We start from the raw sequence: 24,767 nt of genomic DNA, 5'->3' as shown, positions 1-24,767 counted from the left end.
TTTGCAAACGTTGAATGAATTGAGGTGGTTATGTCTATCCTGGTTAAAAATAATATTCATTGGGTTGGCCAGCGCGACTGGGAAGTACGTGATTTTCACGGCACTGAATACAAAACTCTGCGTGGCAGCAGCTATAACAGCTATCTCATTCGTGAAGAAAAGAATGTGCTGATCGATACCGTCGATCATAAGTTTAGCCGTGAGTTTGTGCAAAATCTGCGCAGTGAAATCGACCTCGCGGATATCGACTACATCATCATTAACCATGCCGAAGAAGACCATGCAGGCGCGCTGACCGAACTGATGGCGCAGATCCCGGACACGCCTATCTACTGTACCGCCAACGCCATTGACTCTATCAACGGCCATCACCATCACCCGGAATGGAATTTTAAGGTGGTGAAAACCGGCGATACGCTGGATATCGGCAACGGCAAGCAGTTGATCTTCGTGGAAACGCCGATGCTGCACTGGCCGGACAGCATGATGACCTATATGACCGGCGACGCGGTGTTATTCAGCAACGACGCCTTTGGTCAGCACTACTGCGACGAGCGCCTGTTCAATGATGAAGTGGACCAAACTGAACTGTTTGAACAATGCCAGCGCTACTACGCCAATATCCTGACGCCGTTCAGCCGTCTGGTAACGCCAAAAATTACCGAAATCCTCGGCTTCAACCTGCCGGTGGATATGATTGCCACCTCACACGGCGTGGTATGGCGCGACAACCCAACGCAAATCGTGGAACTGTATCTGAAATGGGCGGCAGATTATCAGGAAGATCGTATCACTATTTTCTACGATACCATGTCGAACAATACTCGCATGATGGCGGATGCCATCGCGCAGGGTATCAACGAAGTGGACCCCAACGTGGCGGTCAAAATCTTTAACGTCGCCCGCAGCGATAAAAATGAAATATTGACCAACGTCTTCCGTTCGAAAGGCGTTCTGGTCGGCACTTCTACCATGAACAACGTGATGATGCCGAAAATCGCTGGTCTGGTGGAAGAGATGACCGGCCTGCGCTTTCGCAACAAGCGCGCCAGCGCCTTCGGTTCTCATGGCTGGAGCGGCGGCGCGGTGGATCGACTGTCCACGCGCTTACAGGATGCCGGTTTTGAAATGTCCCTGAGCCTGAAAGCGAAATGGCGTCCGGATCTGGATGCGCTGGAGTTGTGCCGTCAGCACGGTCGCGACATCGCGCGTCAGTGGGCGCTTGCTCCGCTGCCGGAAACCATACAGAAAACCGCGCCAGTCGAAGAAACCACAACCTGCGCCGCCGCAGACCTCGGCCCCAAAATGCAATGCAGCGTATGCCAGTGGATTTACGACCCTGCGCTGGGCGAGCCGTTGCAGGATGTCGCGCCGGGTACGCCGTGGAACGACGTGCCGGATAACTTCCTGTGCCCGGAATGTTCATTAGGTAAAGACGTGTTCGACGTACTGGCGACGGAGGCAAAATGAGTCGGGGGATCATCATTATTGGGTCGGGCTTCGCCGCCCGCCAGCTCGTCAAAAATATCCGTAAACAAGATGCGCATGTGCCGTTAACCCTGATTGCGGCGGACAGTATGGATGAGTACAACAAGCCCGATCTCAGCCACGTTATCAGCCAGTCGCAGCGCGCCGATGATCTCACCCGCCAGTTAGCGGGGGAATTTGCTGAACAGTTTAATCTGCGACTGTTCCCGCATACCTGGGTTGCTGACATTGATGCCGATGCCCATGTGGTGAAAAGTCAGGATAAGCAGTGGCAGTACGACAAGCTGGTACTGGCGACCGGGGCGACAGCCTTTGTACCGCCGATTACAGGACGTGAGTTAATGCTTACTTTGAATAGCCAGCAGGAGTACCGCGCCTGTGAGACACAACTGCGCGACGCGCAGCGAGTGCTGATTGTCGGCGGCGGTCTCATTGGCAGTGAATTAGCAATGGATTTCTGCCGCGCCGGGAAAACGGTAACGTTGATGGATAACGCCGCCAGCCTTCTCGCCTCACTGATGCCACCAGAAGTGAGCAGTCGCTTACAGCATCACCTGACCGATATGGGGGTGCATCTGCTGCTGAAATCGCAGTTGCAAAAACTGGAGAAAACCGAAGCCGGTATCCGCGCTACGCTGGTAAGCCAGCATAGTATTGAGGTCGATGCGGTGATTGCCGCCACCGGCTTACGCCCGGAAACCGCTCTGGCGCGCCGCGCCGGGGTAGCCGTCAACCGCGGCGTCTGCGTGGATAGCTATCTACAGACCAGTCACCCGGATATTTATGCGATCGGCGACTGCGCGGAGATCAACGGTCAGGTGCTGCCCTTCCTGCAACCGATCCAGTTAAGTGCGATGTACCTGGCGAAAAATCTGCTCGGCGGCAACGCGCCGCTGAAGCTACCGGCGATGCTGGTCAAAGTCAAAACGCCGGAACTGCCGCTGCATCTGGCGGGAGAAACTCAGCGCCGCGATTTGAGCTGGCAGATTACCGCAGAATCTGACGGTATGATTGCCAAAGGCATGAGTGGAGAAGGCCAACTACGCGCCTTTGTGGCGAGTGAAGACCGCATGAAAGAGGCCTTTGCACTGCTGAAAACGTTGTCCGTATAAGCCTGTGATGCCGGATGGCGCCGCTTCGCGTCTTATCCGGCCTACGAGTGAGCATCTGTTTACAGGCCGAATAAGGCGCAGCCGCCATCTGGCACCCTACACTTCCCTTAATGCTCGCGCTGCGGCAATCACGCCCTGTCCAAACGACAGCCCGCCGTCGCCCGCTGGTAACCGCTGCGGAAATAACAATTTAAAATCAGAAAGATAAAAGGCAAGACGCGCGCGCAGTAAGCGGTTGTGTATCACCCCGCCGCTGAAGACCAGAGTGGTTATCCCCCGCGCCGTAGCCTGCTGGCGCATTAGCGTGGCAAACCCGCACGCCAGCGCATCATGAAAAGCCCAGGCGCGTTGCGCGGGCGTGGCCTGCCAGTTCAACCATTGCCGCCAGAAAACAGCGACGTCCAGTTGAGCGCCGTTAAGCGGCATCGTTACCGGATGCTCAACGTTAGCGCATTGAGAGGCCAGCGCCTCCAGCGCGCAGGCGGCCTCGCCCTCATAGCTAAGCGATGCTGGCGCGCAGCGAAGCGCGGCAGCCACCGCGTCAAACAACCTCCCGCAGGAAGAGGCCAACGGGGCATTGACGCCGCGCTCAATGGCGCGCGCCAGGACACTCCAGTTTTGCTGTTGCAGCCCCGCTGTCTCCGGGTAATCCTGCCAGTCCGGCACAAAGCGCAGGCACTGCGCCAACAGATTACGCCACGGCTGTTTGGCAGCCAGATCGCCTCCCGGCAGCGCCACGGCGGGTAAACCACCTAAATGTTCGCATTCGCGATAATTGACCCGCAAACATTCTCCGCCCCATAGCGCGCCATTCTTACCCATGCCGATACCGTCTACCGTCAGGGCAATCACCTCTCCACCGTCCAGCGGCCAACCATGCTCGGCCAGGCAAGCCGCCGCATGGGCATGATGGTGTAACACCGTCTCTGTCGGTAGACGCATCTCACTGGCCCACTGACTGGAAACATAGCCCGGATGCGCATCACAGACGATACGCTCTGGGGTAAAATCGTAGATTGACTGGATCAGACGCAATGCCTCGCGCCACTGCGCCTGGATACCGTCATCGCTGAGATCGCCCAAATGCTGGCTGACAACCGCCTGTTCGCCGCGTACCAGACAGAACGTGTTTTTCAGATCCGCGCCCAGACAAAGTATCGGCGGCACATCGCGAAATCCGGGCGGCAACGCAATCGCGTCCGGCACGTATCCCCGCGAACGACGCAGCATTTCGCCGCTGTCGCGCACAACAGAGTCGTCCATGCGCTGTACAATGTCGCGATTGTGCAACAGAAAACCATCGGCAATATCGTGTAAATCGTCCAGCGCCTGTTCGTTGGTGATGGCGGGCGGTCTGCCGCTCAGGTTGCCGGATGTCATCACCAGCGGGTAATTGAGCGCCTGCAACAAGAGATGTTGCAATGGGTTGGCTGGCAGCATCACGCCCACTTCCGTAAGCCCTGGCGCGATGCCCTCACTCAGCGAAGGTACATACTGCTTATCCACCAGTACAATCGGGGCCGCTGGCGTGGTCAGCAGCGAACGCGCCGCGCTCGGCAGCGTTTGCGCCGTGGGCAACATCACCGCCAATGGTTTCGCCGGGCGATGTTTACGCGCCCGCAGCATCGCCACTGCGTTATCGTTGCGCGCATCGCAGGCCAGATGAAAACCACCCAGCCCTTTAACGGCAATAATGCCTCCGGCGTTCAGTTGGGCGACCGCCGCCTGCAAAGCCTCCTCTTTTTCCGCTCGTTCATGTTGGCTCCGCCACTCAAGATGCGGCCCGCATGACGGACAGGCAACAGGCTGGGCATGAAAACGGCGATCGTACGGATCGCGGTATTCGCTGTCGCATTCCGGACACAAGGGAAACGCCGCCATCACCGTAAATGGCCGGTCATAGGGCATAGCGCGAATAATGGTGAAGCGTGGTCCGCAGTGGGTGCAATTGATGAAAGGATAACGGTAGCGCCGCTCGCCCGGGGTATTCATCTCGGCAAGACATGCGGGGCAGGTCGCCGCATCCGGCACGATTTGCGTGTTCATCGCACCGCCTGCGCTCTGACGAATAGCGAAATCCGTCGGTGCGCGCTCCCATATCAACGACGCGTGTTCAACGCTGTCAATGCGTGCCAGCGGCGGGCAATCCTGATAGAGCGCGGCAATAAATTGCGACGGCTCTTCCAGCAGCCGAACGACGACGCCGTCGCCGTCATTACACACGTCGCCGTGTAATCGCAACTGCTGCGCCAGCTGCCAGACAAAAGGACGAAAACCGACGCCCTGTACTTTGCCCCGAATGCGTAGCTGTACGCCGGAAGGTGTGTCTATCGCCATCTTATTTTCCCGCCATCATCGAACCCGGATGCCTGATGGCGCGACGCTTATCAGGCCTACAACCGCACGGACCGTAGACCGGAGAAGGCATTGATGCCGCCATCCGGCAATGCTTTGTGGCGTATTCTACGCGCAATCGCAGAAATCAGAAAAGCAGCGATGCCGTTGAATCCAGCGCCGCACGACGGCGTTTTTCCGCGCTCAGCTGTTCAAGCTTATTGCGGTCAACGCAGATGAGGGCGTGCGTTGGGCAAGCGGCCATACAGGCCGGACCGGCTTCACGATGGTGACACAGATCGCACTTGTTGGCTTCGGCTTTTTCGGCACGCACGTTCAGCCCCGCGCCGCTATTGCGAACCACCGGACGTACCACCACTTCCATGGCGCCATAAGGACATGCCACTACGCAAGTTTTACAGCCAATGCAGCGTTCCTGCATCACATGAACAAAACCTTTGTCACGGCTGATGGCGCCATTCGGGCAAACGTTGGCGCACGGCGCGTCTTCACACTGGCGACACAGCGTTGCCGTGGAAACATTCACGCCTTTGATGACATGGATACGAGGTAAAAAGGTTTCAGGGGTCAGCGATGCGCAATCCTGATTTTCCTGATGGGATACGACGCAAGCCACTTCACAGGTACGGCAACCAATGCACTTACTCGCGTCTGCAATGATGAAACGGTTCATCAAATTCTCCAGCAATAACAGATGATGTGCCGATATATACACGAATCGTGCCAATTTTTATTTCATTGTTATTTAAGAATATTATTTCTATTTTCGTGAGCATTTACGTGTCATCGTCACAAGTGTCGATGACACGTAATGTCGCCAGTGGTGGTCAAAATTTGCAGTGATAGCCAGCCAACTCTGCACCGCAACTGGCATCAATCCTGATTAACGCCTGGCAATACGTTACCGCGTATTAAACAGCGCTGCGTAAGGGAAAGATCGTCCGTTTGCGGATTCCTTCCGGCAATAGGTTTGATAATTAATTTACGGCCAGGATAGTGATTAAAACGGGTCAGCGCCGGATAACTCAACCGGCCAAACCAGCCGTGTACGCGCTGCCAGCGGGCGTCCTTCACCTGATATAAATTGGTTATCCAGTAGCCTGAGTCAAACTGCATATCCAACAGTTGCGTGCGCCCATTGCCCTGTAAATCAAGCAAATCATCGACGCCAGTATCGGTGGCGGTATAAAACCCCCACGGTTCAAAGACGCAGGGGCGGCCATTATTGAGAAAGGTGAAAATGATGTATTGCGCGCTCGGCGCCAGGCCCAACCCAGGATTGCCCAACCAGATAACCAGATCCTGAATGCCGTTACGATCGAGGTCAGCGCGATAAAATTGCGCATTACCCGCCAAATTAATCAGCATTCCCACCGGGACAACCCACGAATTACCGGCGCTGTCTTTTCCGCTAATCCGCCGTTCGTTATCTTTTTTCGGCTCCGGCAGTAGCGTCACACCACTGACTCCAACCTGGCGAAAATGCCAGGTCTGGTCGGGCGATACAGAATAAGGCAGGGTCAACAGCGGCTTCAGCGCACGCTTTTGCGCATATTCACCGTCGCTCATCGGCAGGTAACCGACAAAATCGGTGGCCAGCGCGCGCACGGCGAGGCAGAGAAATAGCAGTCCGCTCCATACGATAATCTTCACGTCCTTCTTACAACCGTTGCCGGGTAACTCAAATTCTCCCTAAATATGTGCGCATTTTACGCCTCCGGCGCTTCCAGCGCGGCAAATCCGCCGTTTCCCTGCCAGCCGTCCAGGCGCTGATAGACGATATTTACCGCGTCCTTAATCGGTTGAGTCATTGGATAATAAAACCCGACGATATCCGGCTGGATACCAACAAAAATCACCTCGCCGACATCCTCTTTCAGCTGATCGATAAGGTAGTTGAGCGGCATATTGTGGGTGGTCATCATAAACATTTCGGCGATATCATCCGGATCGATAATGCGGATCTCGCCCGGATTAAGTCCCATGTCGGTGGCGTCGACAATCAACAGACGCTGCGGGCGCAGTTCGCGAATCGCCACAATGTCGTTTTCCGGCGCGCTGCCGCCGTCGATGACAACCCAGTTGCCCTTCGGCTGCGCTGCGCACATTTCCGCCAGTAACGGGCCTGCGCCGTCGTCGCCCATCATGCTGTTGCCGACACAGAGTAAAACGTCAGTCACTAAGCCTCCTCACCATCAGGTAGATGGCGCTTTCCTGATGAATGTCATGCAGCATACTGAGCATCAGTTTGCTCCATTCTTGCTGCTGCGGGGTCTGCGCGGCGCGTGCATCATCAAACGCGCGCGCCAGCATTTGCACATGGTTGAAATCGATGACGATCTCGCCATACTTCGGCACGCCTTCCATTTTACGCCGGGCATCGCTACCGGCTTCCAGGGTGGCGATCCACGCCAGATACTCATCCCATGGGCAGGTGAGCGCGGCCTCCAGACAATCGATGACCCCCAGGTGGTGACCAATCGCCAGGCTGTAATAGACAACCTGCTGCGCCTCGGCAGGCGTCGCATCGTTCTCATCAATAAACTTACGGCTCAGTTGACTGAACACCACCTGTTCGCTCATCGGATACGCGCCTCTTCAACAACATGATTGAGATGGGTGACAATTTCGGTTAAACGCGGATCGTTTTCCGCTTCCAGCCAGCGCGCCACTTGCTGCTCGCCCTGCCCCAACTGTGTCAGGTAATCATCGGCGATCTGACGACCATAGCGATACCCCGCCAGCCGGCGCGCCGCGCGATCCACCTTCACGCGCAGCGGCTGCACCATATCCGGATGCAGGATCTCTGCGGGCTGATCGTCCAGCTCACCCGGCGCGCGGGCGTGGATTTTCTGCTCCAGCAGGCCAAGCGCCATCGCAAAGCCATACAGCGTCGCCGCAGGCGTTGGCGGGCAGCCTGGAATATACACATCCACCGGGACGATTTTGTCGGTACCGCCCCACACGCAGTAGAGATCGTGGAAGATGCCGCCGCTGTTGCCGCAGGCCCCGTAAGAGATACAAATTTTCGGGTCCGGCGCCGACAGCCAGGCGCGCAGCGCCGGAGAGCGCATGGCGCGGGTCACCGCGCCGGTAAACAGCAGAATATCGGCATGACGCGGCGACGGTACCACTTTGATGCCAAAACGCTCGGCATCAAACAGCGGCGACAGCGTCGCAAAGATTTCGATTTCACAACCGTTACAGCCGCCGCAGTCCACGCGGTAAACGTATGCCGAACGCTTAATATTTTTCAGTAGAGACGCCTTCATGCTGGCGATGGATTCATCCACCGTCATCGGTACCGGAATGCCGTTGGCGTCACGCGGGCCTAATAAATTGCTCATTAGCTGACCTCTTTCATATGGCGAGTCAGTTCAATACGGTCGGACGGCACCAGGCATTTCTGACGCTTACAGTCCGGGCAGGTCTCAAAGCTTTCGCGGTGGTTTTCCGCGCGGCTGTCGCCGTTGTGCGCAAGCAGCGCAATGGCGTAGTCAATCTCTTTCTGTACCGCGAAAGGACGATTGCACACGCGGCAGTTGCACAGCGCAAAGCGGGACTGTTGCAGGAAATCTTCTTTCTTCCACACCGCCAGTTCGTATTCTTGCGACAGTTTAATCGCCGCCGTCGGGCACACCTCTTCGCAGCGACCGCAGAAGATACAACGGCCAAGATTGAACTGCCACGCCAGCTCATTGGTCGCAAGATCGGTTTCCACCGTCAGCGCGTTCGACGGGCAGGCATTAACGCAGGCGGCGCAGCCGATGCACTGCTGCGGATTATGTTCCGGCTTGCCGCGGAAGTTTTTATCAACCGCAATCGGCTCCAGCGGATAAGACGAGGTCGCCGTGCCGGTTTTGATAACTTTTTTGATAAAGGTAAACATGGCGATTCCTTATTTCAGCGGCGAGTTTTTACGCTCAATGCTGTAGCGCTCAAGTTCTTTGTACGGCACGACTTTGCTCTTCTTCTTACGCACATCGACCACGGTCATCCGGTCGGTACAGGAGTAGCACGGGTCGAGACTGCCGATAATCAGCGGCGCATCGGAGACGGTGTTGCCGCGCAGCATATAGCGCAGCGTCGGCCAGTTGGCGTAGGTCGCCGCACGGCAGCGCCAGCGGTACAGCTTCTGGTTGTCGCCGGTCATGCTCCAGTGGATATCGTCACCACGCGGCGCTTCAGCGAAGCCGAGCGCAAAACGGTGCGGAATATAGGTAAAGCCTTCCACCATCAGCGGGCCGCCCGGTAGATTATCCAGACCGAAATCGATCATGTTCAGCGCGGTATAAACTTCGTTGATACGGACTTTCAGACGAGAAATCACATCGCAGCCCTGCTCGCTATGTACTTCCATCGGCAGCAGACCGTAGCCGACAAACGGGTGGTCGGCGCGGGTGTCGCGGGCGTGACCGCTGGCACGCACCATCGGGCCGACATTGCTGAAGTCGCGGGCAATTTCCGGGTCCAGACGACCGATACCCACGGTACGCTGTTCCATATTCGGCGTGCTCAGCAGCATGTCCACCAGCTCCTGCACGTCACGACGCATCTGCTGCGCCAGTTGACGGGTCTGGATCATGTCCTCTTTGAGCAGATCGCGGCGAATCCCGCCGATCAGGTTCAGGCCGTAGGTTTTACGCGCCCCGGTCAGTATCTCTGCCATTTTCATGGAGGTTTCACGCACGCGGAAGAACTGCATAAAGCCGGAGTCAAAGCCGGTAAAGTGGCAGGCCAGGCCGAGGTTGAGCAGATGCGAGTGCAGGCGCTCCACTTCCAGCAGAATAGCGCGGATCATCTGCGCACGTTCCGGCACCTGAATGCCCATCGCGTTTTCCACGGAAGTGGTGTAGGCGGTGCTGTGGGCGAAGCCGCAGATACCACACACGCGATCCGACAGGAAGGTGACTTCGTTATAACCCATGCGGGTTTCCGCCAGTTTTTCCATACCACGGTGGACGTAGAACAGGCGGTAGTCGGCGTCGATAATGTTTTCGCCATCGACGAACAGACGGAAGTGGCCCGGTTCATCGGAAGTGACATGCAGCGGGCCAATCGGCACCACATTATTTTTCTTGTCACCCAGCTCGTTAATGAACTCGTAGGTTTCCGCATCGGTGGTCGGCGCCGGGCGCTGACGATAATCCATGCTGTCTTTACGCAGCGGATAGAGTTCGTCCGGCCAGTCGTCCGGCAGCACCAGACGGCGTTCATCCGGCAAACCGACTGGGATTAAACCGTACATGTCGCGTACTTCGCGCTCACCCCACACGGCAGCCGGCACGCGCGGCGTAACGGATGGGAATTCCAGCTTATTGGCATCTACTTCAACGCGAACGGTAATCCAGCACTTCGTGCCCTGCTCCATCGACAGCACGTAATAAACGGCATAGTGGCCGCACAGCTGACGTTCGTCATTACCGAACAGCACCGACAGCCACCCACCCTGCTGGTAGTAAAGAAACTCCACCACTTCCGGCAGATAGTTCACTTTTACCGTAATAGTCAGCTGATCTTTGGTCTGCCAGGCTTCGTCCAGCACGACGCCCGGAAACGCCTGGTGCAGCGCCGCAAGGTATTGTTGACCTAATTTTTCTTCAGACATGCTCAAACTCTCTTAAATCACGCCGCCAGCAAGGAGACGAAGGCTAAAAACGCAAACCCAAAACCGGCCCAGGTCACGCGTGAAGTGGCGCAAAAACGCAGTCGCGCCATGCTGTTTTCAAACAGGGCGATCACCAGTACGCCGACAATCAGCTTGACGATGGCAATCACCAGCGCCAGCAACAGTCCGCCTGCGCTGAAGGTTTCCATCTGTCCCCACGGCAGAAACACGCCGACGAACATTTGCAGCACCACCAGTTGCTTAAGGCTGATGCCCCATTTCAGCACCGCAAAGCCGCTACCGCTGTATTCGGTCAACGGCCCTTCCTGCAACTCCTGCTCCGCTTCCGCCAGGTCGAACGGCAGCTTGCCCATTTCGATAAAGGTGGCGAAGGCGCAGGCGCACAGCGCCAGAATCAGCGGAATACTGCGCGCGACAGGCCAGTGATAAATGGTATCGGCGATATTGCTGATATGAGTTGAACCCGCCACCTGCGCGGCGACCCACAGACCCAGCAGCAGAATCGGCTCCACCAGCACGCCGAGCATCGCTTCACGGCTGGCGCCGATCGCGGTGAACGGGCTGCCGGTATCCAGGCCTGCAATAGAGAAGAAGAAGCGCGCAATCGCGAACAGGTAAATCAGGGTGATTAAATCACCCAGTTGCGGCAACGGAGATCCAACGGTGACGACCGGCAGCGCGGTGGCGATAGTCAGCATCACGCCGACCATCACAAACGGCGTCAGGCGAAAAACCCAGCCAGAATCAGCGGGCGCAATACTCTGACGACCGAGCAGTTTGATAATGTCGCGGTACTCCTGCAACACGCCCGGCCCTCGGCGATTGTGTAGACGGGCGCGCGCCACGCGAGTAATACCGGACAGCAATGGCGCAACGGCAAATAGCACCAGCGCCTGAATTAACGGATAAAACACACTCATTTTCAGGCTCCTCGTGAAACCACAATCACCACCAGCACCGCCAGCTCAATCAGCGCCAGACGACGGAACAGCACCGCGGCCGCCGCGTTCTGCCAGCCCGGCACCAGCGATACCGGGTTAAGCCATTTACGCAGTTTAAGTACCGGGGCAAAGGCCTCTTTCACCGGCATGGCGAAACCGTGCGCGGTAATCACCATCGACTGCTCATGGTCGTAGCCGCACACCCAGGCCGCGCCGCGAGAACGCGACGGCAGACGGTTGCCTTTGAACATCGCCATAATGATGAACGGCAGTAGCGGACAGGCGACCAACAGCAGCGTGATCATCGGCTGCGATACGGTGGTGTGCGCGGTTTCCAGCGGCAACGGTACCGCAGTGGAAATCATCGGCAGTAGCCACGGCGCGGCAACCCCGCCCAGTACGCAGCAAATCGCCAATGCCACCACGCTGACGCCCATCAGGATCGGCGCGCAGCTGGCATTTTCAGCTTCCTTCGTGCGCGGCGCGCCAAGGAACGTCACGCCGTAAACTTTCGCCATACACATCACCGCCAGCGCGCCGGTAATCGCCAGGCCAACCGCCAGCAGCGGTCCTAACAGACGACCAACAAACGCGCCGCTGTTGCCCAGTTTGAAGAAGGACTGGTAAATCACCCACTCGCCGGCAAAGCCGTTCAGCGGCGGCAGCGCCGCCATCGCCATCAGACCGACCAGCATGGCGATAGAAATAACCGGCATCCGTTTACCAATACCGCCCAGTTTTTCGATATCGCGATGACCGGTACGGAACCAGATGCTGCCCGCGCCCAGAAACAGCACGCTTTTGAACAGGCTATGGTTCAGCAGGTGATAGAGCCCGCCGGTCAGACCCAGCGCGATCAGTACCGGCTGATTGAGAGCAATCCCGGTAACGCCTGCGCCCAGACCGAGCAAAATGATGCCGATATTTTCCAGCGTGTGATAGGCCAGCAGGCGCTGAATGTTATGCTCCATCAGCGCGTACAGACCGCCGACAAAGGCGGTGATCATCCCAAGCACCAACAGCGCCACGCCCCACCACAGCGGCGCATTGCCGCCAAGCAGAGATAGCGTGAGAATGCCCAGCAGCCCGATTTTCATCACCACGGTCGAGAACAGCGCGGCGGCGGGAGCGCTGGCGTTGGCGTGCGCCTGCGGCACCCAACCGTGTAGCGGGATAATCCCGGCCAGCAGACCAAAGCCGATAACGCCGAGCAGCCAGATATCGGAGCCCAGCGGCAGTTGCTGAGCGCGTTGATCAAGCAGCCCCAGATCCAGCGTGCCGTAGCGCTGCCACACCAGCCAGCAGGCGATTGCCAGCAGCAGCGTACCGAGACGGCCCAGCGCAAACCACAGTTTGCCCTCTTTGCTACCGCCGGTGAGGAACACGGCGCAGAGCGCCATGATTTCCGCCATCACCACCATCGTCCCCAGGTTACTGGCGACCACGGCGCAGACGGCTGCCGCCATCAGCAGGTTGATCAACAGTCCGTTGGCTTTTACCTGTGGATGGCGATGCCAGTCGATATTGAACAGGCTGACGAACAGGCCGCACAGCCCCAGCGTAATCAGCCAGATAGCATTCAGCGGCGTAATTTGCAGCATGTGACCGGTAAACGGCATCACGCCGCTCACCGTAACGGCGCTGGTCAGCGCGGTGAACCCCGCGCCTGCCGTACACAGGCTGCCGACCGCGCCGCCGATACCGGCAATCCAGCCGCTCAGCGCTTTATGAAACGAAAACAGAAAAGCCAGAACGGCGGCGGCGGCAAACCACGCGACGCCGCTAGTAATCAGTGAAAGTGAACTCATTATGCATCCCCACTCTGAGCCTGCTGAAACAAGGTGAGATCGCCAAAATCGGTATTAAACGTCAGCTCACGTTTACGTTTGCTGGCGCGGGCGATATCCGTGTTATCCACCAGGTGTAGCGCTTTAGTCGGGCACATCCGCACACAGGCCGGGCCTTGCTCGTCAAAGCTGCACAGGTCGCATTTCACCGCGATAGCGCGTACGCCCGGCACCCAGTCGAGCAACGTACTGACGCGCGCAGGCGCTGGCGGCGCGGGCGGCGCTTTCGGCGTATTGGCGTTCGCCGGAATATGCAGCGGACGGCTGCCGGAAAACTCAATAGCGCCAAACGGACAGGCAATACCGCACAGTTTGCAGCTCACGCACAGGCTTTCATTAAGCTGGACAGCGCCGTCAACGCGATTAATCGCGTTAACCGGGCATACCGTGGCGCATGGCGCATCTTCACAGTGGTGACAAAGCTGCGGCGCAGATTCTTTTTCATTCAGCATCACTTTCAGGCGCGGCATTGACTGCAGGCCATGCTGGCGATGCGTCTCTGAACAGGCGGCCTCACAGGTGTGGCAGCCGATACAGAGAGTGGAGTCAGCAATTACAAAACGATTCACCAGGCATTCCTCAGGTGATTGTCATTTTTGACGAAAACATGCCGTTGAAATGTCATTTTCGACACTTATCGACACGCCCATCCCCAAAACATTCATGACGTGGCGCAACGCCACATCGCGAATCAAAGCGGGCAACGCCTCAGGCTTATACCGCCGGGCTGTGACCCTTTACCAATTGACGCAAATTAACCGGCGAGTTGGTTTCTACAGCGGTATAGAGGCTGTCGTAAACGCTGGCGATTTTTTCCAGATAGTGCTCCAGCACCTGCTCGCGATCGCGGTTGTTAACCCGTTCATCAACCTTGCCGTCGATATCGAGCTGCGCCTGTGCAATCAATTGCTTATCTTCGCCATCTTTGGTTTCAACGTAGTACTCAATGGTGTGGCTGTTAAAACCATCCGCCAACGCGACGTAAATACGAAAGTGCTCAAACAGGACAAAGCAAAGATCCCTTTCCGGCGCGCAGCTCATTGCGTGATGCAGGCGCGCTTTCGAGAGGGTGATCCCCTGAACCAGCGAGTTGCAGTAAATATGCCACTGGTCCTGTAGGCGACGATGCCGTTGCGCGATGTAATCGGCCTTTTCGCTTATTTCCCAAATAGTCATGTCAGGTTACCCGTTTAACAGAGATGCCTGCGTTAAGCATTTTCCATGCCAATTTTTAACTTATTGTTTTTAATGGCAGAAGCACACAGTAACTGCCGTTTCGACGCGGTGACGACATGTCATTTCGTCATCGTCGACATTAAACTGCCAGGGGATAAAAATATTGGCATAAATATTGCTTTACAGGGGCAACCACTACGGGAGGCGATATGCACGAAATCACCCTCTGCCAACGGGCACTGGAATTGATTGAACAACAGGCTTCAGCATACGGTGCAAAACGTGTGACAGCCGTCTGGATCAAAATTGGCGCATTTTCTTGCGTGGAAACCAGCGCTCTTTCCTTTTGTTTTGATCTGGTATGCCGCGGCACGATAGCAGAAGGTTGTAAACTGCACCTCGAAGAACAGGAAGCCGAATGCTGGTGTGAGCATTGTCAACAATATGTCACGTTGTTAACCCACCGTGTACGTCGTTGTCCGCAATGTCATAGCGATACGCTGCGAATTGTGGCCGATGACGGCTTACAAATTCGGCGCATAGAGATTGATGAAACTGAAGATTAATGCCGGATAGACGCTCGCGTCGCCATCCGGCAGAAAGCCTGTAACAAGAAAAAGATCAGGAGTAAGCGATGTGTACGACTTGCGGTTGCGCTGAAGGCAACCTTTATATAGAAGGCGATGAACATAATCCGCACTCAGCGTTTCGTAGCGCGCCCTTTGCCCCAGCGGCTCGCCCGGCGCTGAATATTACCGGCATTAAAAAGCCTGACTTTGCCCCAAGTCAGACCGCAGAAGGCGATCTGCATTACGGCCACGGCGAAGCCGGAACCCACGCGCCTGGTATGAGTCAGCGGCGGATGCTGGAGGTTGAAATCGACGTGCTGGACAAAAATAATCGTCTGGCTGAGCGCAACCGCGCCCGTTTCGCCGCCCGCCAGCAACTGGTGCTCAACCTGGTGTCCAGCCCCGGGTCCGGTAAAACCACCCTGCTGACCGAAACGCTGATGAAATTGAAAGACCGTGTACCGTGCGCGGTGATTGAAGGCGACCAGCAGACAGTGAACGACGCCGCCCGCATCCGTGCTACCGGCACGCCCGCCATTCAGGTCAACACCGGTAAAGGCTGCCATCTTGACGCGCAAATGATCGCCGACGCCGCGCCGCGCCTGCCGCTGGATGACCGCGGTATTCTGTTTATCGAAAACGTCGGTAATCTTGTCTGCCCGGCCAGCTTCGATCTGGGCGAAAAGCATAAAGTCGCAGTGCTTTCCGTAACCGAAGGTGAAGATAAACCGCTGAAATATCCCCATATGTTTGCCGCTGCGTCGCTCATGCTGCTCAATAAAGTCGATCTGCTGCCCTACCTCAATTTTGACGTTGAGAAGTGCATCGCCAGCGCGCGTGAAGTGAACCCGGAGATTGAAATTATCCTGATTTCCGCCACCAGCGGCGAAGGCATGGATCAGTGGCTGGCCTGGCTGGAGGCGCAGCGATGTGCATAGGCGTGCCGGGTCAAATCCGCGCCATTGACGGCAATCAGGCAAAAGTTGACGTCTGCGGTATTCAGCGCGACGTCGATCTCACATTAGTCGGCAGTTGTGATGAAAACGGTCAGCCGCGTCTGGGTCAGTGGGTGCTGGTTCATGTCGGATTCGCCATGAGCGTCATTAACGAAGCGGAAGCGCGCGACACGCTCGACGCGCTACAAAATATGTTTGATGTTGAGCCGGACGTCGGCGCACTGCTGTATGGTGAGGAGAGATAATGCGTTTTGTTGACGAGTACCGTGCGCCGGAACAGGTGATGCAGCTCATTGAACACCTGCGTGAACGCGCCGCCCTTCTTCCTTACACTGCCGAACGTCCGTTGCGCATTATGGAAGTCTGCGGGGGTCATACCCACGCAATTTTTAAATTTGGTCTCGATCAGTTACTGCCCGAAAACGTGGAGTTTATTCACGGCCCCGGTTGTCCGGTCTGCGTGCTGCCGATGGGACGCATCGACAGTTGCGTGGAAATCGCCAGCCATCCGGAGGTGATTTTCTGCACCTTTGGCGATGCCATGCGCGTGCCGGGGAAACAGGGTTCTCTGTTGCAGGCTAAAGCGCGCGGCGCGGATGTCCGTATTGTTTATTCTCCGATGGACGCGCTGAAGCTGGCGCAGGATAACCCGACCCGCAAAGTGGTATTTTTCGGGCTGGGCTTTGAAACCACCATGCCGACCACCGCCATCACGCTACAGCAGGCAAAACAGCGTGACGTGCGAAACTTCTACTTTTTCTGCCAGCACATTACGCTGATCCCGACGCTGCGTAGCCTACTGGAGCAGCCGGACAACGGCATTGACGCCTTTCTTGCGCCAGGCCACGTCAGCATGGTCATCGGCACCGAGGCGTACCAGTTTATCGCCGCCGATTTTAATCGCCCGCTGGTGGTGGCTGGATTCGAACCGCTTGATCTACTGCAAGGCGTGGTCATGCTGGTTGAGCAGAAAATAGCGGCCCTAAGCCAGGTTGAAAACCAATACCGTCGCGTGGTGCCGGATGCCGGAAACATGCTGGCGCAGCAGGCCATCGCCGATGTGTTCTGCGTTAATGGCGACAGCGAGTGGCGCGGTCTGGGCGTAATTGAATCCTCCGGCGTCCACCTGACGCCAGAGTATCAGCGCTTTGACGCCGAAGCGCATTTCCGCCCAGCGCCGCAGCAGGTCTATGACGATCCGCGCGCCCGCTGCGGCGAAGTGCTGACCGGCAGATGCAAGCCGCATCAGTGCCCGCTATTTGGTAAAACATGTAATCCAGAGACCGCGTTCGGCGCGCTGATGGTCTCTTCCGAAGGCGCATGCGCCGCCTGGTATCAGTATCGTCAGCAGGAGTGTGAAGTTTGAACAATATACAACTCGCCCACGGCAGCGGCGGCCAGGCTATGCAACAGTTGATTAATAGCCTGTTTATGGAGGCCTTTGCCAACCCGTGGCTGGCGGAACAAGAAGATCAGGCGCGTCTGGAGCTGGCGCAACTGACGGCGGAGGGCGACCGTCTGGCGTTTTCTACCGATAGCTATGTGATCGATCCGCTCTTTTTCCCCGGCGGCAATATCGGCAAACTGGCGATTTGCGGTACGGCGAACGACGTAGCGGTGAGCGGCGCGATCCCCCGCTATCTCTCCTGCGGCTTTATCCTTGAAGAAGGGCTGCCGATGGAGACGTTAAAAAGCGTGGTCAATAGCATGGCGGCGACCGCGCGGGAAGCGGGTATCGCCATTGTAACCGGCGACACCAAAGTTGTGCAGCGCGGCGCGGCGGACAAATTATTTATCAACACTGCCGGCATGGGGGCGATTCCCGCCGATATTCGCTGGGGCGCGCAAACGCTGAGCGTTGGCGATGTGCTGTTAGTCAGCGGTACGCTTGGCGATCACGGCGCCACTATCCTCAACCTGCGTGAGCAACTGGGACTGGATGGCGAGCTGGCGAGCGACTGCGCAGTATTAACGCCGCTTATTCAGACGCTGCGTCATATTGACGGAGTGAAGGCATTGCGTGACGCCACGCGCGGCGGCGTGAATGCGGTCGCCCATGAGTTTGCGGCGTCCTGCGGTTACGGTATTGAATTGTCCGAATCCGCACTGCCGCTCAAACCTGCCGTGCGCGGCGTCTGCGAGCTGTTGGGGCTGGATGCCCTGAACTTTGCCAACGAAGGAAAACTGGTGATTGCCGTTGAACGGCAGGCCGCAGATCGGGCGTTGGCGGCATTACGCGCGCATCCGCTGGGACGTGATGCGGCGCTGATTGGCGAAGTCGTGGAACGCAAAGGCGTTCGCTTAGCCGGACTCTATGGCGTGAAGCGAACCCTTGATTTGCCACACGCCGAACCATTACCTCGTATATGCTAGCAGCCTGTTGGCAGCATACTGTAGGCCGGATAAGACGCATTTGCGTCGACATCCGGCATTAACGCTGCATTAACGCCTGATGGCGCTTTGCTTATCAGGCCTACGGAGTGTGTGACCAGCGAGTTTGCGGTCAGCCATCCGGCAATAACTTACGACTTATACCTATAATTCATTTACCGTTTTCGCACCGTTTTGCGGTATTTTCCTGGAAAAGCAACATGTCGTATACACCCATGAGCGATCTTGGACAGCAAGGCTTGTTCGATATCACTCGTACCTTATTGCAGCAGCCCGATTTGGCGTCGCTCAGTGAAGCGCTTTCGCAACTGGTAAAGCGTTCAGCGCTCGCCGACAGCGCCGGCATTGTGCTATGGCAGGCGCAGTCGCAACGCGCACAATATTATGCGACGCGAGAAAATGGCCGTCCTGTTGAATATGAAGATGAAACCGTACTGGCGCACGGCCCGGTACGTCGCATCCTTTCTCGCCCCGATGCATTGCACTGTAATTTCCATGAGTTTACCGAAACCTGGCCGCAGCTTGCCGCGAGCGGCCTCTACCCTGAATTTGGTCATTACTGTCTGCTTCCTTTAGCCGCGGAGGGCCGTATTTTCGGCGGCTGCGAATTCATCCGTCAGGAAGATCGTCCCTGGAGTGAAAAGGAATATGACCGTCTGCATACGTTTACCCAAATTGTCGGCGTGGTCGCCGAGCAAATTCAAAACCGGGTAAACAATAATGTCGATTATGATCTGTTGTGCCGCGAACGCGATAACTTCCGTATTCTGGTTGCGATTACTAACGCCGTCCTGTCGCGTCTGGATATTGATGAACTGGTAAGCGAAGTCGCAAAAGAGATCCACCACTATTTCAATATCGACGCAATCAGCATCGTGTTGCGCAGCCATCGCAAAAATAAGCTGAATATCTACTCCACCCACTACCTTGATGAGCATCATCCGGCGCACGAACAGAGCGAAGTCGACGAAGCCGGCACGCTCACGGAGCGCGTCTTTAAAAGTAAAGAGATGCTGCTTATCAACCTCAACGAACGCGATCCGCTTGCCCCCTACGAACGCATGCTGTTCGATACCTGGGGCAATCAGATCCAGACGCTTTGCCTGCTGCCGTTGATGTCCGGCAAGACGATGCTTGGCGTGCTCAAACTGGCCCAGTGCGAAGAAAAAGTGTTTACCACCGCCAACCTCAAGCTGCTGCGTCAGATTGCCGAACGGGTAGCCATTGCCGTGGATAATGCGCTGGCCTATCAGGAAATCCACCGCCTGAAGGAACGCCTGGTCGACGAAAATCTGGCGCTCACGGAGCAGCTTAATAACGTCGACAGCGAGTTTGGCGAGATCATCGGGCGCAGCGAAGCGATGTACAACGTGCTAAAGCAGGTTGAGATGGTGGCGCAGAGCGACAGTACCGTGCTGATTCTGGGTGAAACGGGAACCGGTAAAGAGTTGATTGCCCGCGCCATTCACAACCTGAGCGGACGTAGCGGGCGCAGGATGGTAAAGATGAACTGCGCCGCGATGCCGGCGGGGCTGCTGGAAAGCGATTTGTTTGGTCATGAGCGCGGCGCGTTTACCGGCGCCAGCGCGCAGCGGATTGGCCGTTTCGAGCTGGCGGATAAAAGCTCGCTGTTTCTGGATGAAGTGGGCGACATGCCGCTGGAGCTACAGCCTAAGCTGCTGCGCGTCCTTCAGGAGCAAGAGTTTGAACGTCTCGGCAGCAATAAACTGATCCAGACCGACGTGCGGCTGATCGCCGCGACTAACCGCGATCTGAAAAAAATGGTCGCCGATCGCGAATTCCGTAACGATCTCTACTATCGGCTGAATGTTTTTCCGATCCAGCTTCCTCCGTTACGCGAACGTCCGGAAGATATTCCACTACTGGTCAAAGCGTTCACCTTCAAAATCGCCCGCCGAATGGGGCGTAATATCGACAGCATTCCCGCCGAAACGCTGCGCACGCTCAGCAGCATGGAATGGCCGGGGAACGTTCGTGAGCTGGAGAATGTCGTCGAGCGCGCCGTGCTGCTGACGCGCGGCAATGTGCTACAACTGTCGCTGCCGGATATTACCGCCGTAACGCCCGATACCTCGCCTGTTGCGACTGAAAGCGCCAAAGAAGGCGAAGATGAATATCAGCTTATTATACGTGTGCTGAAAGAGACCAATGGCGTAGTGGCTGGACCAAAAGGCGCGGCGCAGCGTCTGGGGCTTAAACGAACCACCCTGCTGTCGCGTATGAAGCGATTGGGTATTGATAAAGACGCGTTAGCGTAACGGGTTGCCGGATCTGATCCGGCCTGGAGATGATGCGCGCCGTAGGCCTGGCGCTTCCCCTTCACTTCTTGCGCTGATATTTTTCCGGCAATTCCGGAACGGGGCGCTTATCGTCGATAAGGTGCCGCACGGTCAGGACAGGGTGTCGCCAAAGCATTCGCGGACCTGCCCAACGCATAATCTGCTTCATCTCCTCGCGTTTAGCCGGCTGATAGCAGTGCACCGGGCACTGCTTACAGGCGGGTTTTTCCTCGCCAAATACACATTTATCAAGACGTTTTTGCGCGTAGGCGAACAGCGCGTCGTAATGCCCCTGCCCCGCTGACGCCTGTGGACACTGGCTTTCATACAGCGCGATCATTTTTTTGATCGTCAGTTTTTCACGAGCGATACGTTTACCAGGCATCGTGCTCTCTCCGAACATTAAGATGTATTTATTTTACACTTTATCCCTCTTTAGCACTATCACTGCATATCGTCGCCATTACGCAAATAAGAATTATTTTCATTTATTCATGCCTTGTGCTATATAACATAGCAAAGGCTATATTCGATGATTAATTAACCACATTGTTGCGAGGGATACTATGACGAATCTACATCGTCTGAAAACACTCCTGATTGCCGGTATTGTTGCGATACTCGCGCTATCGCCAGCCTATGCAAAAGAGAAATTTAAAGTCATCACCACGTTTACCGTTATTGCCGACATGGCGAAAAACGTGGCGGGCGACGCAGCGGAAGTCAGCTCAATTACCAAGCCCGGCGCTGAAATCCATGAGTATCAGCCAACGCCCGGCGATATTAAACGAGCGCAGGGGGCACAGCTTATCCTCGCGAATGGTCTGAACCTGGAGCGATGGTTCGCCCGCTTTTATCAGCACCTTTCCGGCGTGCCGGAAGTCGTCGTCTCCACCGGTGTCAAACCGATGGGCATTACCGAAGGCCCGTATAACGGTAAACCGAACCCGCACGCCTGGATGTCGGCAGAAAACGCGCTGATTTATGTCGATAACATTCGCGACGCCCTGGTGAAGTACGATCCGGATAATGCGCAGATCTATAAGCAAAACGCCGAACGCTATAAAGCGAAAATTCGCCAGATGGCCGATCCGTTGCGTGCCGAACTGGAAAAAATTCCCGCCGATCAGCGCTGGCTGGTCACCAGTGAAGGCGCGTTCTCTTACCTGGCGCGCGATAACGACATGAAAGAGCTTTATCTCTGGCCAATTAACGCCGATCAACAGGGGACGCCAAAACAGGTGCGTAAAGTGATTGATACCATTAAAAAGCACCATATTCCCGCCATCTTTAGCGAGAGTACGGTTTCCGATAAACCGGCCCGCCAGGTCGCGCGTGAATCCGGCGCGCATTATGGCGGCGTGCTGTATGTCGATTCTCTGAGCGCCGCTGACGGCCCTGTGCCAACCTATCTGGATCTGCTGCGCGTCACGACCGAAACCATCGTCAACGGCATTAACGACGGACTGAGGAGTCAACAATGAGTCAATCTGCGATTACCGTTGATCAGGTCACGGTGACGTATCGCAACGGTCATACCGCCCTACGGGACGCCACTTTTCAGGTGCCTGGCGGTTCAATCGCCGCGCTGGTAGGCGTAAATGGTTCCGGTAAGTCTACGTTATTTAAAGCGTTAATGGGCTTTGTGCATCTTGCGCAGGGCGATATCACTATCCTGCAACAGTCAGTCAACAAGGCGCTGAAAAAAAACCTCATTGCTTATGTTCCACAATCGGAAGAAGTGGACTGGTCATTTCCGGTGCTGGTAGAAGATGTGGTGATGATGGGACGCTACGGCCATATGGGCTGGCTACGCCGTCCCACTGCGCATGATCACGCCTGTGTTGACGCCGCGCTGGCGCGGGTGGATATGCAGGAATATCGTCACCGGCAGATTGGCGAGCTGTCCGGCGGGCAGAAAAAACGTGTGTTTCTTGCCAGGGCCATCGCTCAGGATGGACAGGTAATCCTGCTGGATGAACCTTTTACCGGCGTGGATGTAAAAACCGAAGCGCGAATCATCGATCTACTGCGGGAACTGCGCGATGAAGGCCGCACGATGCTGGTCTCAACGCATAATCTCGGCTCCGTCACCGAGTTTTGCGACTATACGGTAATGATTAAAGGAACCGTACTGGCCAGCGGCCCTACCGAAACCACATTTACCGCCGCGAATCTGGAACAGGCGTTTAGCGGCGTTCTACGTCATATCGCGCTAAGCGGAGGCGAAGAGCACATCATTACCGATGACGAGCGCCCCTTTATTTCCCGGCGCGTGGCCAGCGGAGGAAAATCGTCATGAACTGGCTTGTTGAGCCGTTTGGCTACCAGTATATGCTCAACGCGATGTGGGTCTCCGCGATGGTGGGCGGTCTGTGCGCGTTTCTCTCCTGTTATTTGATGCTCAAAGGCTGGTCGCTCATTGGCGATGCGCTATCTCACTCTATTGTGCCTGGCGTTGCTGGCGCCTGGATGTTAGGGCTGCCCTTCTCGCTCGGCGCGTTTCTTTCCGGCGGACTGGCGGCAGGCAGTATGCTCTTTCTTAACCAACGCTCACGCCTGAAAGAAGACGCGATTATCGGGCTTATCTTCTCCTCTTTTTTTGGCGTCGGCCTTTTTATGGTGTCGCTCAATCCGATGTCGGTGAATATCCAGACGATTATTCTCGGCAACGTGCTGGCGATCGCGCCAGCGGATATTGCGCAACTGGCGATTATCGGCGCGGTCTCGCTGACTATTCTGCTGTTAAAGTGGAAAGATCTGATGGTCGTCTTTTTCGATGAGACCCATGCGCGTTCTATCGGGCTTAATCCGGGTCGACTAAAGCTGTTGTTTTTCACTCTATTGTCCGTCTCTACCGTGGCGGCCCTGCAAACCGTTGGGGCGTTCCTGGTGATCTGTCTCGTCGTCACGCCGGGCGCGACGGCCTGGTTACTCACCGACCGTTTTCCACGTCTGCTCATGATTGCCGTCGTGATTGGTAGCCTGACCAGTTTTCTGGGCGCATGGCTTAGCTACTGGCTGGATGGCGCCACGGGTGGAATTATTGTCGTCATGCAAACCTTACTGTTCATCACAGCCTTTATTTTCGCCCCGAAACACGGTCTGTTAGCCAACCGTCGACGCGCCCGCCTGCAGAAGGAGCCGACATGTTCTTAACAACGTTACTGGAACCCTTTCAATTTGATTTTATGGTGAACGCCCTTATGGTTTCGGTCATTGTGGCGATTCCCTGCGCCTTACTGTCCGTGTTTTTAGTGTTAAAAGGCTGGGCGTTAATGGGCGATGCAATGAGTCATGCGGTATTCCCCGGGGTCGTGCTGGCATATATTGTGGGGATCCCCCTGGCGATTGGCGCTTTCATTGCCGGATTATTTTGCGCTATCGCGACCGGTTATCTGGACGATAACAGCCGCATCAAACGTGATACGGTGATGGGCATCGTCTTTTCCGGGATGTTTGGCGCAGGTCTGGTGCTCTATGTTTCTATTCAATCGGAAGTGCATCTGGATCACATCCTGTTTGGGGATATGCTGGGCATATCGCTGGGGGATATCGTACAAACGTCGGTTATTGCACTGGGTATTGCGTTAATCATAGGGCTGAAATGGAAAGATCTCCTGCTACACGCTTTTGACCCGCACCAGGCGAAAGCCAGCGGGCTGAATACCACGCTACTGCATTATGGCCTGCTATGTATGATTGCGCTGACTATCGTCGCCACGCTGAAATCGGTGGGCATTATTCTGTCAATCTCACTGCTTATCGCCCCCGGCGCAATTGCCATTTTGCTGACGCGACGCTTTGCGCGCGCGCTGGGATTAGCGGTGAGTCTGTCAGTTATTACCGCTTTTGCGGGCGTCTATCTGTCTTTTTATCTTGATAGCGCGCCAGCGCCGACCATCGTGGTATTATTTGCCATCGTGTTTATTGCGGCATTTATTTACGCAACATGGCGCGACAGGCGTAATGAAATCGTACCAGAGGCGCAAGGTTAACACTT

Annotated in this window: 25 protein-coding genes; 12 read left to right on the top strand and 13 right to left on the bottom strand. The window is 56.1% G+C overall.

What is annotated here, in order from left to right:
• The first annotated feature begins 30 nt into the window (after positions 1 to 30).
• Together norV and norW are read left to right on the top strand one after the other, a co-directional pair.
• Positions 31 to 1,470 (top strand): anaerobic nitric oxide reductase flavorubredoxin, encoded by a 1,440-nt coding sequence (norV, locus tag ACLD3P_RS15590; RefSeq protein WP_134944609.1) that lies wholly within the window; start codon positions 31 to 33, stop codon positions 1,468 to 1,470.
• Positions 1,467 to 2,600, top strand: a complete 1,134-nt coding sequence (gene norW, locus ACLD3P_RS15585) for an NADH:flavorubredoxin reductase NorW (protein WP_131046486.1) — start codon at positions 1,467 to 1,469, stop codon at positions 2,598 to 2,600. Before norV ends, norW begins: the two co-directional genes overlap by 4 nt.
• A gap of 96 nt (positions 2,601 to 2,696) precedes the next feature.
• On the opposite strand, the gene hypF is transcribed toward norW, so the two are convergent.
• The 12 genes from hypF to hycA all read right to left on the bottom strand — a co-directional run bounded on the left by hypF (position 2,697) and on the right by hycA (position 14,548).
• Complete coding sequence (gene hypF, locus ACLD3P_RS15580) at positions 2,697 to 4,937, bottom strand: carbamoyltransferase HypF (RefSeq protein ID WP_131046487.1); 2,241 nt, start codon at positions 4,935 to 4,937, stop codon at positions 2,697 to 2,699.
• Between the two features lie 145 nt (positions 4,938 to 5,082).
• Positions 5,083 to 5,628 (bottom strand): electron transport protein HydN, encoded by a 546-nt coding sequence (hydN, locus tag ACLD3P_RS15575; RefSeq protein ID WP_001078791.1) that lies wholly within the window; start codon positions 5,626 to 5,628, stop codon positions 5,083 to 5,085.
• 200 nt (positions 5,629 to 5,828) lie between these two features.
• Positions 5,829 to 6,608, bottom strand: a complete 780-nt coding sequence (locus ACLD3P_RS15570; protein WP_131046488.1) for a hypothetical protein — start codon at positions 6,606 to 6,608, stop codon at positions 5,829 to 5,831.
• A gap of 56 nt (positions 6,609 to 6,664) precedes the next feature.
• Positions 6,665 to 7,135, bottom strand: a complete 471-nt coding sequence (hycI, locus tag ACLD3P_RS15565) for a hydrogenase maturation peptidase HycI (protein WP_082319055.1) — start codon at positions 7,133 to 7,135, stop codon at positions 6,665 to 6,667.
• Positions 7,128 to 7,538, bottom strand: coding sequence for a formate hydrogenlyase maturation HycH family protein (locus ACLD3P_RS15560; protein WP_131046489.1), 411 nt, complete (start codon positions 7,536 to 7,538; stop codon positions 7,128 to 7,130). The genes hycI and ACLD3P_RS15560 overlap by 8 nt, the downstream gene beginning before the upstream one ends.
• Positions 7,535 to 8,302 carry a formate hydrogenlyase subunit HycG gene (gene hycG / locus ACLD3P_RS15555; RefSeq protein WP_131046490.1) on the bottom strand — a complete coding sequence of 256 codons (768 nt, stop codon included), beginning with the start codon at positions 8,300 to 8,302 and terminating at the stop codon, positions 7,535 to 7,537. Before hycG ends, ACLD3P_RS15560 begins: the two co-directional genes overlap by 4 nt.
• Positions 8,302 to 8,844 carry a formate hydrogenlyase subunit HycF gene (hycF, locus tag ACLD3P_RS15550; RefSeq protein WP_000493767.1) on the bottom strand — a complete coding sequence of 181 codons (543 nt, stop codon included), beginning with the start codon at positions 8,842 to 8,844 and terminating at the stop codon, positions 8,302 to 8,304. The genes hycG and hycF overlap by 1 nt, the downstream gene beginning before the upstream one ends.
• Before the next feature lie 9 nt (positions 8,845 to 8,853).
• A complete protein-coding gene (gene hycE / locus ACLD3P_RS15545) occupies positions 8,854 to 10,563 on the bottom strand; it encodes a formate hydrogenlyase subunit HycE (RefSeq protein ID WP_001288154.1) in 1,710 nt (569 codons plus the stop codon).
• Between the two features lie 17 nt (positions 10,564 to 10,580).
• Positions 10,581 to 11,504, bottom strand: a complete 924-nt coding sequence (locus tag ACLD3P_RS15540; protein ID WP_000110562.1) for a respiratory chain complex I subunit 1 family protein — start codon at positions 11,502 to 11,504, stop codon at positions 10,581 to 10,583.
• 2 nt (positions 11,505 to 11,506) lie between these two features.
• Positions 11,507 to 13,333 (bottom strand): formate hydrogenlyase subunit 3, encoded by a 1,827-nt coding sequence (gene hycC / locus ACLD3P_RS15535; protein WP_000097041.1) that lies wholly within the window; start codon positions 13,331 to 13,333, stop codon positions 11,507 to 11,509.
• Entirely contained in the window at positions 13,333 to 13,941 is a 609-nt protein-coding gene (gene hycB, locus ACLD3P_RS15530; RefSeq protein WP_001079163.1) for a formate hydrogenlyase subunit HycB, read from the bottom strand. Before hycB ends, hycC begins: the two co-directional genes overlap by 1 nt.
• A 145-nt stretch (positions 13,942 to 14,086) precedes the next feature.
• On the bottom strand, positions 14,087 to 14,548 hold the full coding sequence (gene hycA / locus ACLD3P_RS15525) for a formate hydrogenlyase regulator HycA (RefSeq protein WP_000158074.1): 462 nt from the start codon (positions 14,546 to 14,548) through the stop codon (positions 14,087 to 14,089).
• A gap of 209 nt (positions 14,549 to 14,757) precedes the next feature.
• On the opposite strand from hycA, the gene hypA reads away from it, so the two are divergent.
• The 6 genes from hypA (at position 14,758) to flhA (ending at position 20,743) form a co-directional block, all read left to right on the top strand.
• The gene (gene hypA, locus ACLD3P_RS15520; RefSeq protein ID WP_000544461.1) at positions 14,758 to 15,114 is read left to right on the top strand and encodes a hydrogenase maturation nickel metallochaperone HypA; all 357 of its coding nucleotides are present in this window, start codon (positions 14,758 to 14,760) and stop codon (positions 15,112 to 15,114) included.
• A gap of 68 nt (positions 15,115 to 15,182) precedes the next feature.
• Positions 15,183 to 16,055, top strand: a complete 873-nt coding sequence (gene hypB, locus ACLD3P_RS15515; RefSeq protein WP_000337632.1) for a hydrogenase nickel incorporation protein HypB — start codon at positions 15,183 to 15,185, stop codon at positions 16,053 to 16,055.
• Positions 16,046 to 16,318, top strand: coding sequence for a hydrogenase 3 maturation protein HypC (gene hypC / locus ACLD3P_RS15510; RefSeq protein WP_000334871.1), 273 nt, complete (start codon positions 16,046 to 16,048; stop codon positions 16,316 to 16,318). Before hypB ends, hypC begins: the two co-directional genes overlap by 10 nt.
• On the top strand, positions 16,318 to 17,439 hold the full coding sequence (gene hypD, locus ACLD3P_RS15505; protein ID WP_001212962.1) for a hydrogenase formation protein HypD: 1,122 nt from the start codon (positions 16,318 to 16,320) through the stop codon (positions 17,437 to 17,439). The genes hypC and hypD overlap by 1 nt, the downstream gene beginning before the upstream one ends.
• Positions 17,436 to 18,446 (top strand): hydrogenase expression/formation protein HypE, encoded by a 1,011-nt coding sequence (gene hypE, locus ACLD3P_RS15500; RefSeq protein ID WP_001059962.1) that lies wholly within the window; start codon positions 17,436 to 17,438, stop codon positions 18,444 to 18,446. Before hypD ends, hypE begins: the two co-directional genes overlap by 4 nt.
• A 218-nt stretch (positions 18,447 to 18,664) precedes the next feature.
• Positions 18,665 to 20,743 carry a formate hydrogenlyase transcriptional activator FlhA gene (gene flhA / locus ACLD3P_RS15495; RefSeq protein WP_000122692.1) on the top strand — a complete coding sequence of 693 codons (2,079 nt, stop codon included), beginning with the start codon at positions 18,665 to 18,667 and terminating at the stop codon, positions 20,741 to 20,743.
• Positions 20,744 to 20,804: 61 nt separating this feature from the next.
• On the opposite strand, the gene ACLD3P_RS15490 is transcribed toward flhA, so the two are convergent.
• Positions 20,805 to 21,149 carry a nitrous oxide-stimulated promoter family protein gene (locus ACLD3P_RS15490; protein WP_131046491.1) on the bottom strand — a complete coding sequence of 115 codons (345 nt, stop codon included), beginning with the start codon at positions 21,147 to 21,149 and terminating at the stop codon, positions 20,805 to 20,807.
• Between the two features lie 181 nt (positions 21,150 to 21,330).
• Between ACLD3P_RS15490 and sitA the strand changes: the two genes are divergently transcribed.
• The 4 genes from sitA to sitD are packed head-to-tail and all read left to right on the top strand — an operon-like array spanning position 21,331 to position 24,762.
• Complete coding sequence (gene sitA / locus ACLD3P_RS15485; protein WP_000182930.1) at positions 21,331 to 22,248, top strand: iron/manganese ABC transporter substrate-binding protein SitA; 918 nt, start codon at positions 21,331 to 21,333, stop codon at positions 22,246 to 22,248.
• Entirely contained in the window at positions 22,245 to 23,066 is an 822-nt protein-coding gene (sitB, locus tag ACLD3P_RS15480; RefSeq protein ID WP_000083153.1) for an iron/manganese ABC transporter ATP-binding protein SitB, read from the top strand. Before sitA ends, sitB begins: the two co-directional genes overlap by 4 nt.
• Positions 23,063 to 23,923 (top strand): iron/manganese ABC transporter permease subunit SitC, encoded by an 861-nt coding sequence (gene sitC, locus ACLD3P_RS15475; protein WP_001104336.1) that lies wholly within the window; start codon positions 23,063 to 23,065, stop codon positions 23,921 to 23,923. Before sitB ends, sitC begins: the two co-directional genes overlap by 4 nt.
• Positions 23,914 to 24,762 (top strand): iron/manganese ABC transporter permease subunit SitD, encoded by an 849-nt coding sequence (sitD, locus tag ACLD3P_RS15470; protein ID WP_069142299.1) that lies wholly within the window; start codon positions 23,914 to 23,916, stop codon positions 24,760 to 24,762. The genes sitC and sitD overlap by 10 nt, the downstream gene beginning before the upstream one ends.
• The last annotated feature ends 5 nt before the right edge of the window (positions 24,763 to 24,767 follow it).

Origin of the sequence: Salmonella sp. 741265073_HBA, assembly GCF_046569105.1 — a bacterium.
GTDB classification, from domain to species: domain Bacteria; phylum Pseudomonadota; class Gammaproteobacteria; order Enterobacterales; family Enterobacteriaceae; genus Salmonella; species Salmonella enterica.
The sequence above is the reverse complement of the archived record's forward strand: the minus strand, read 5'-3'. Positions and strand labels throughout refer to the sequence as shown.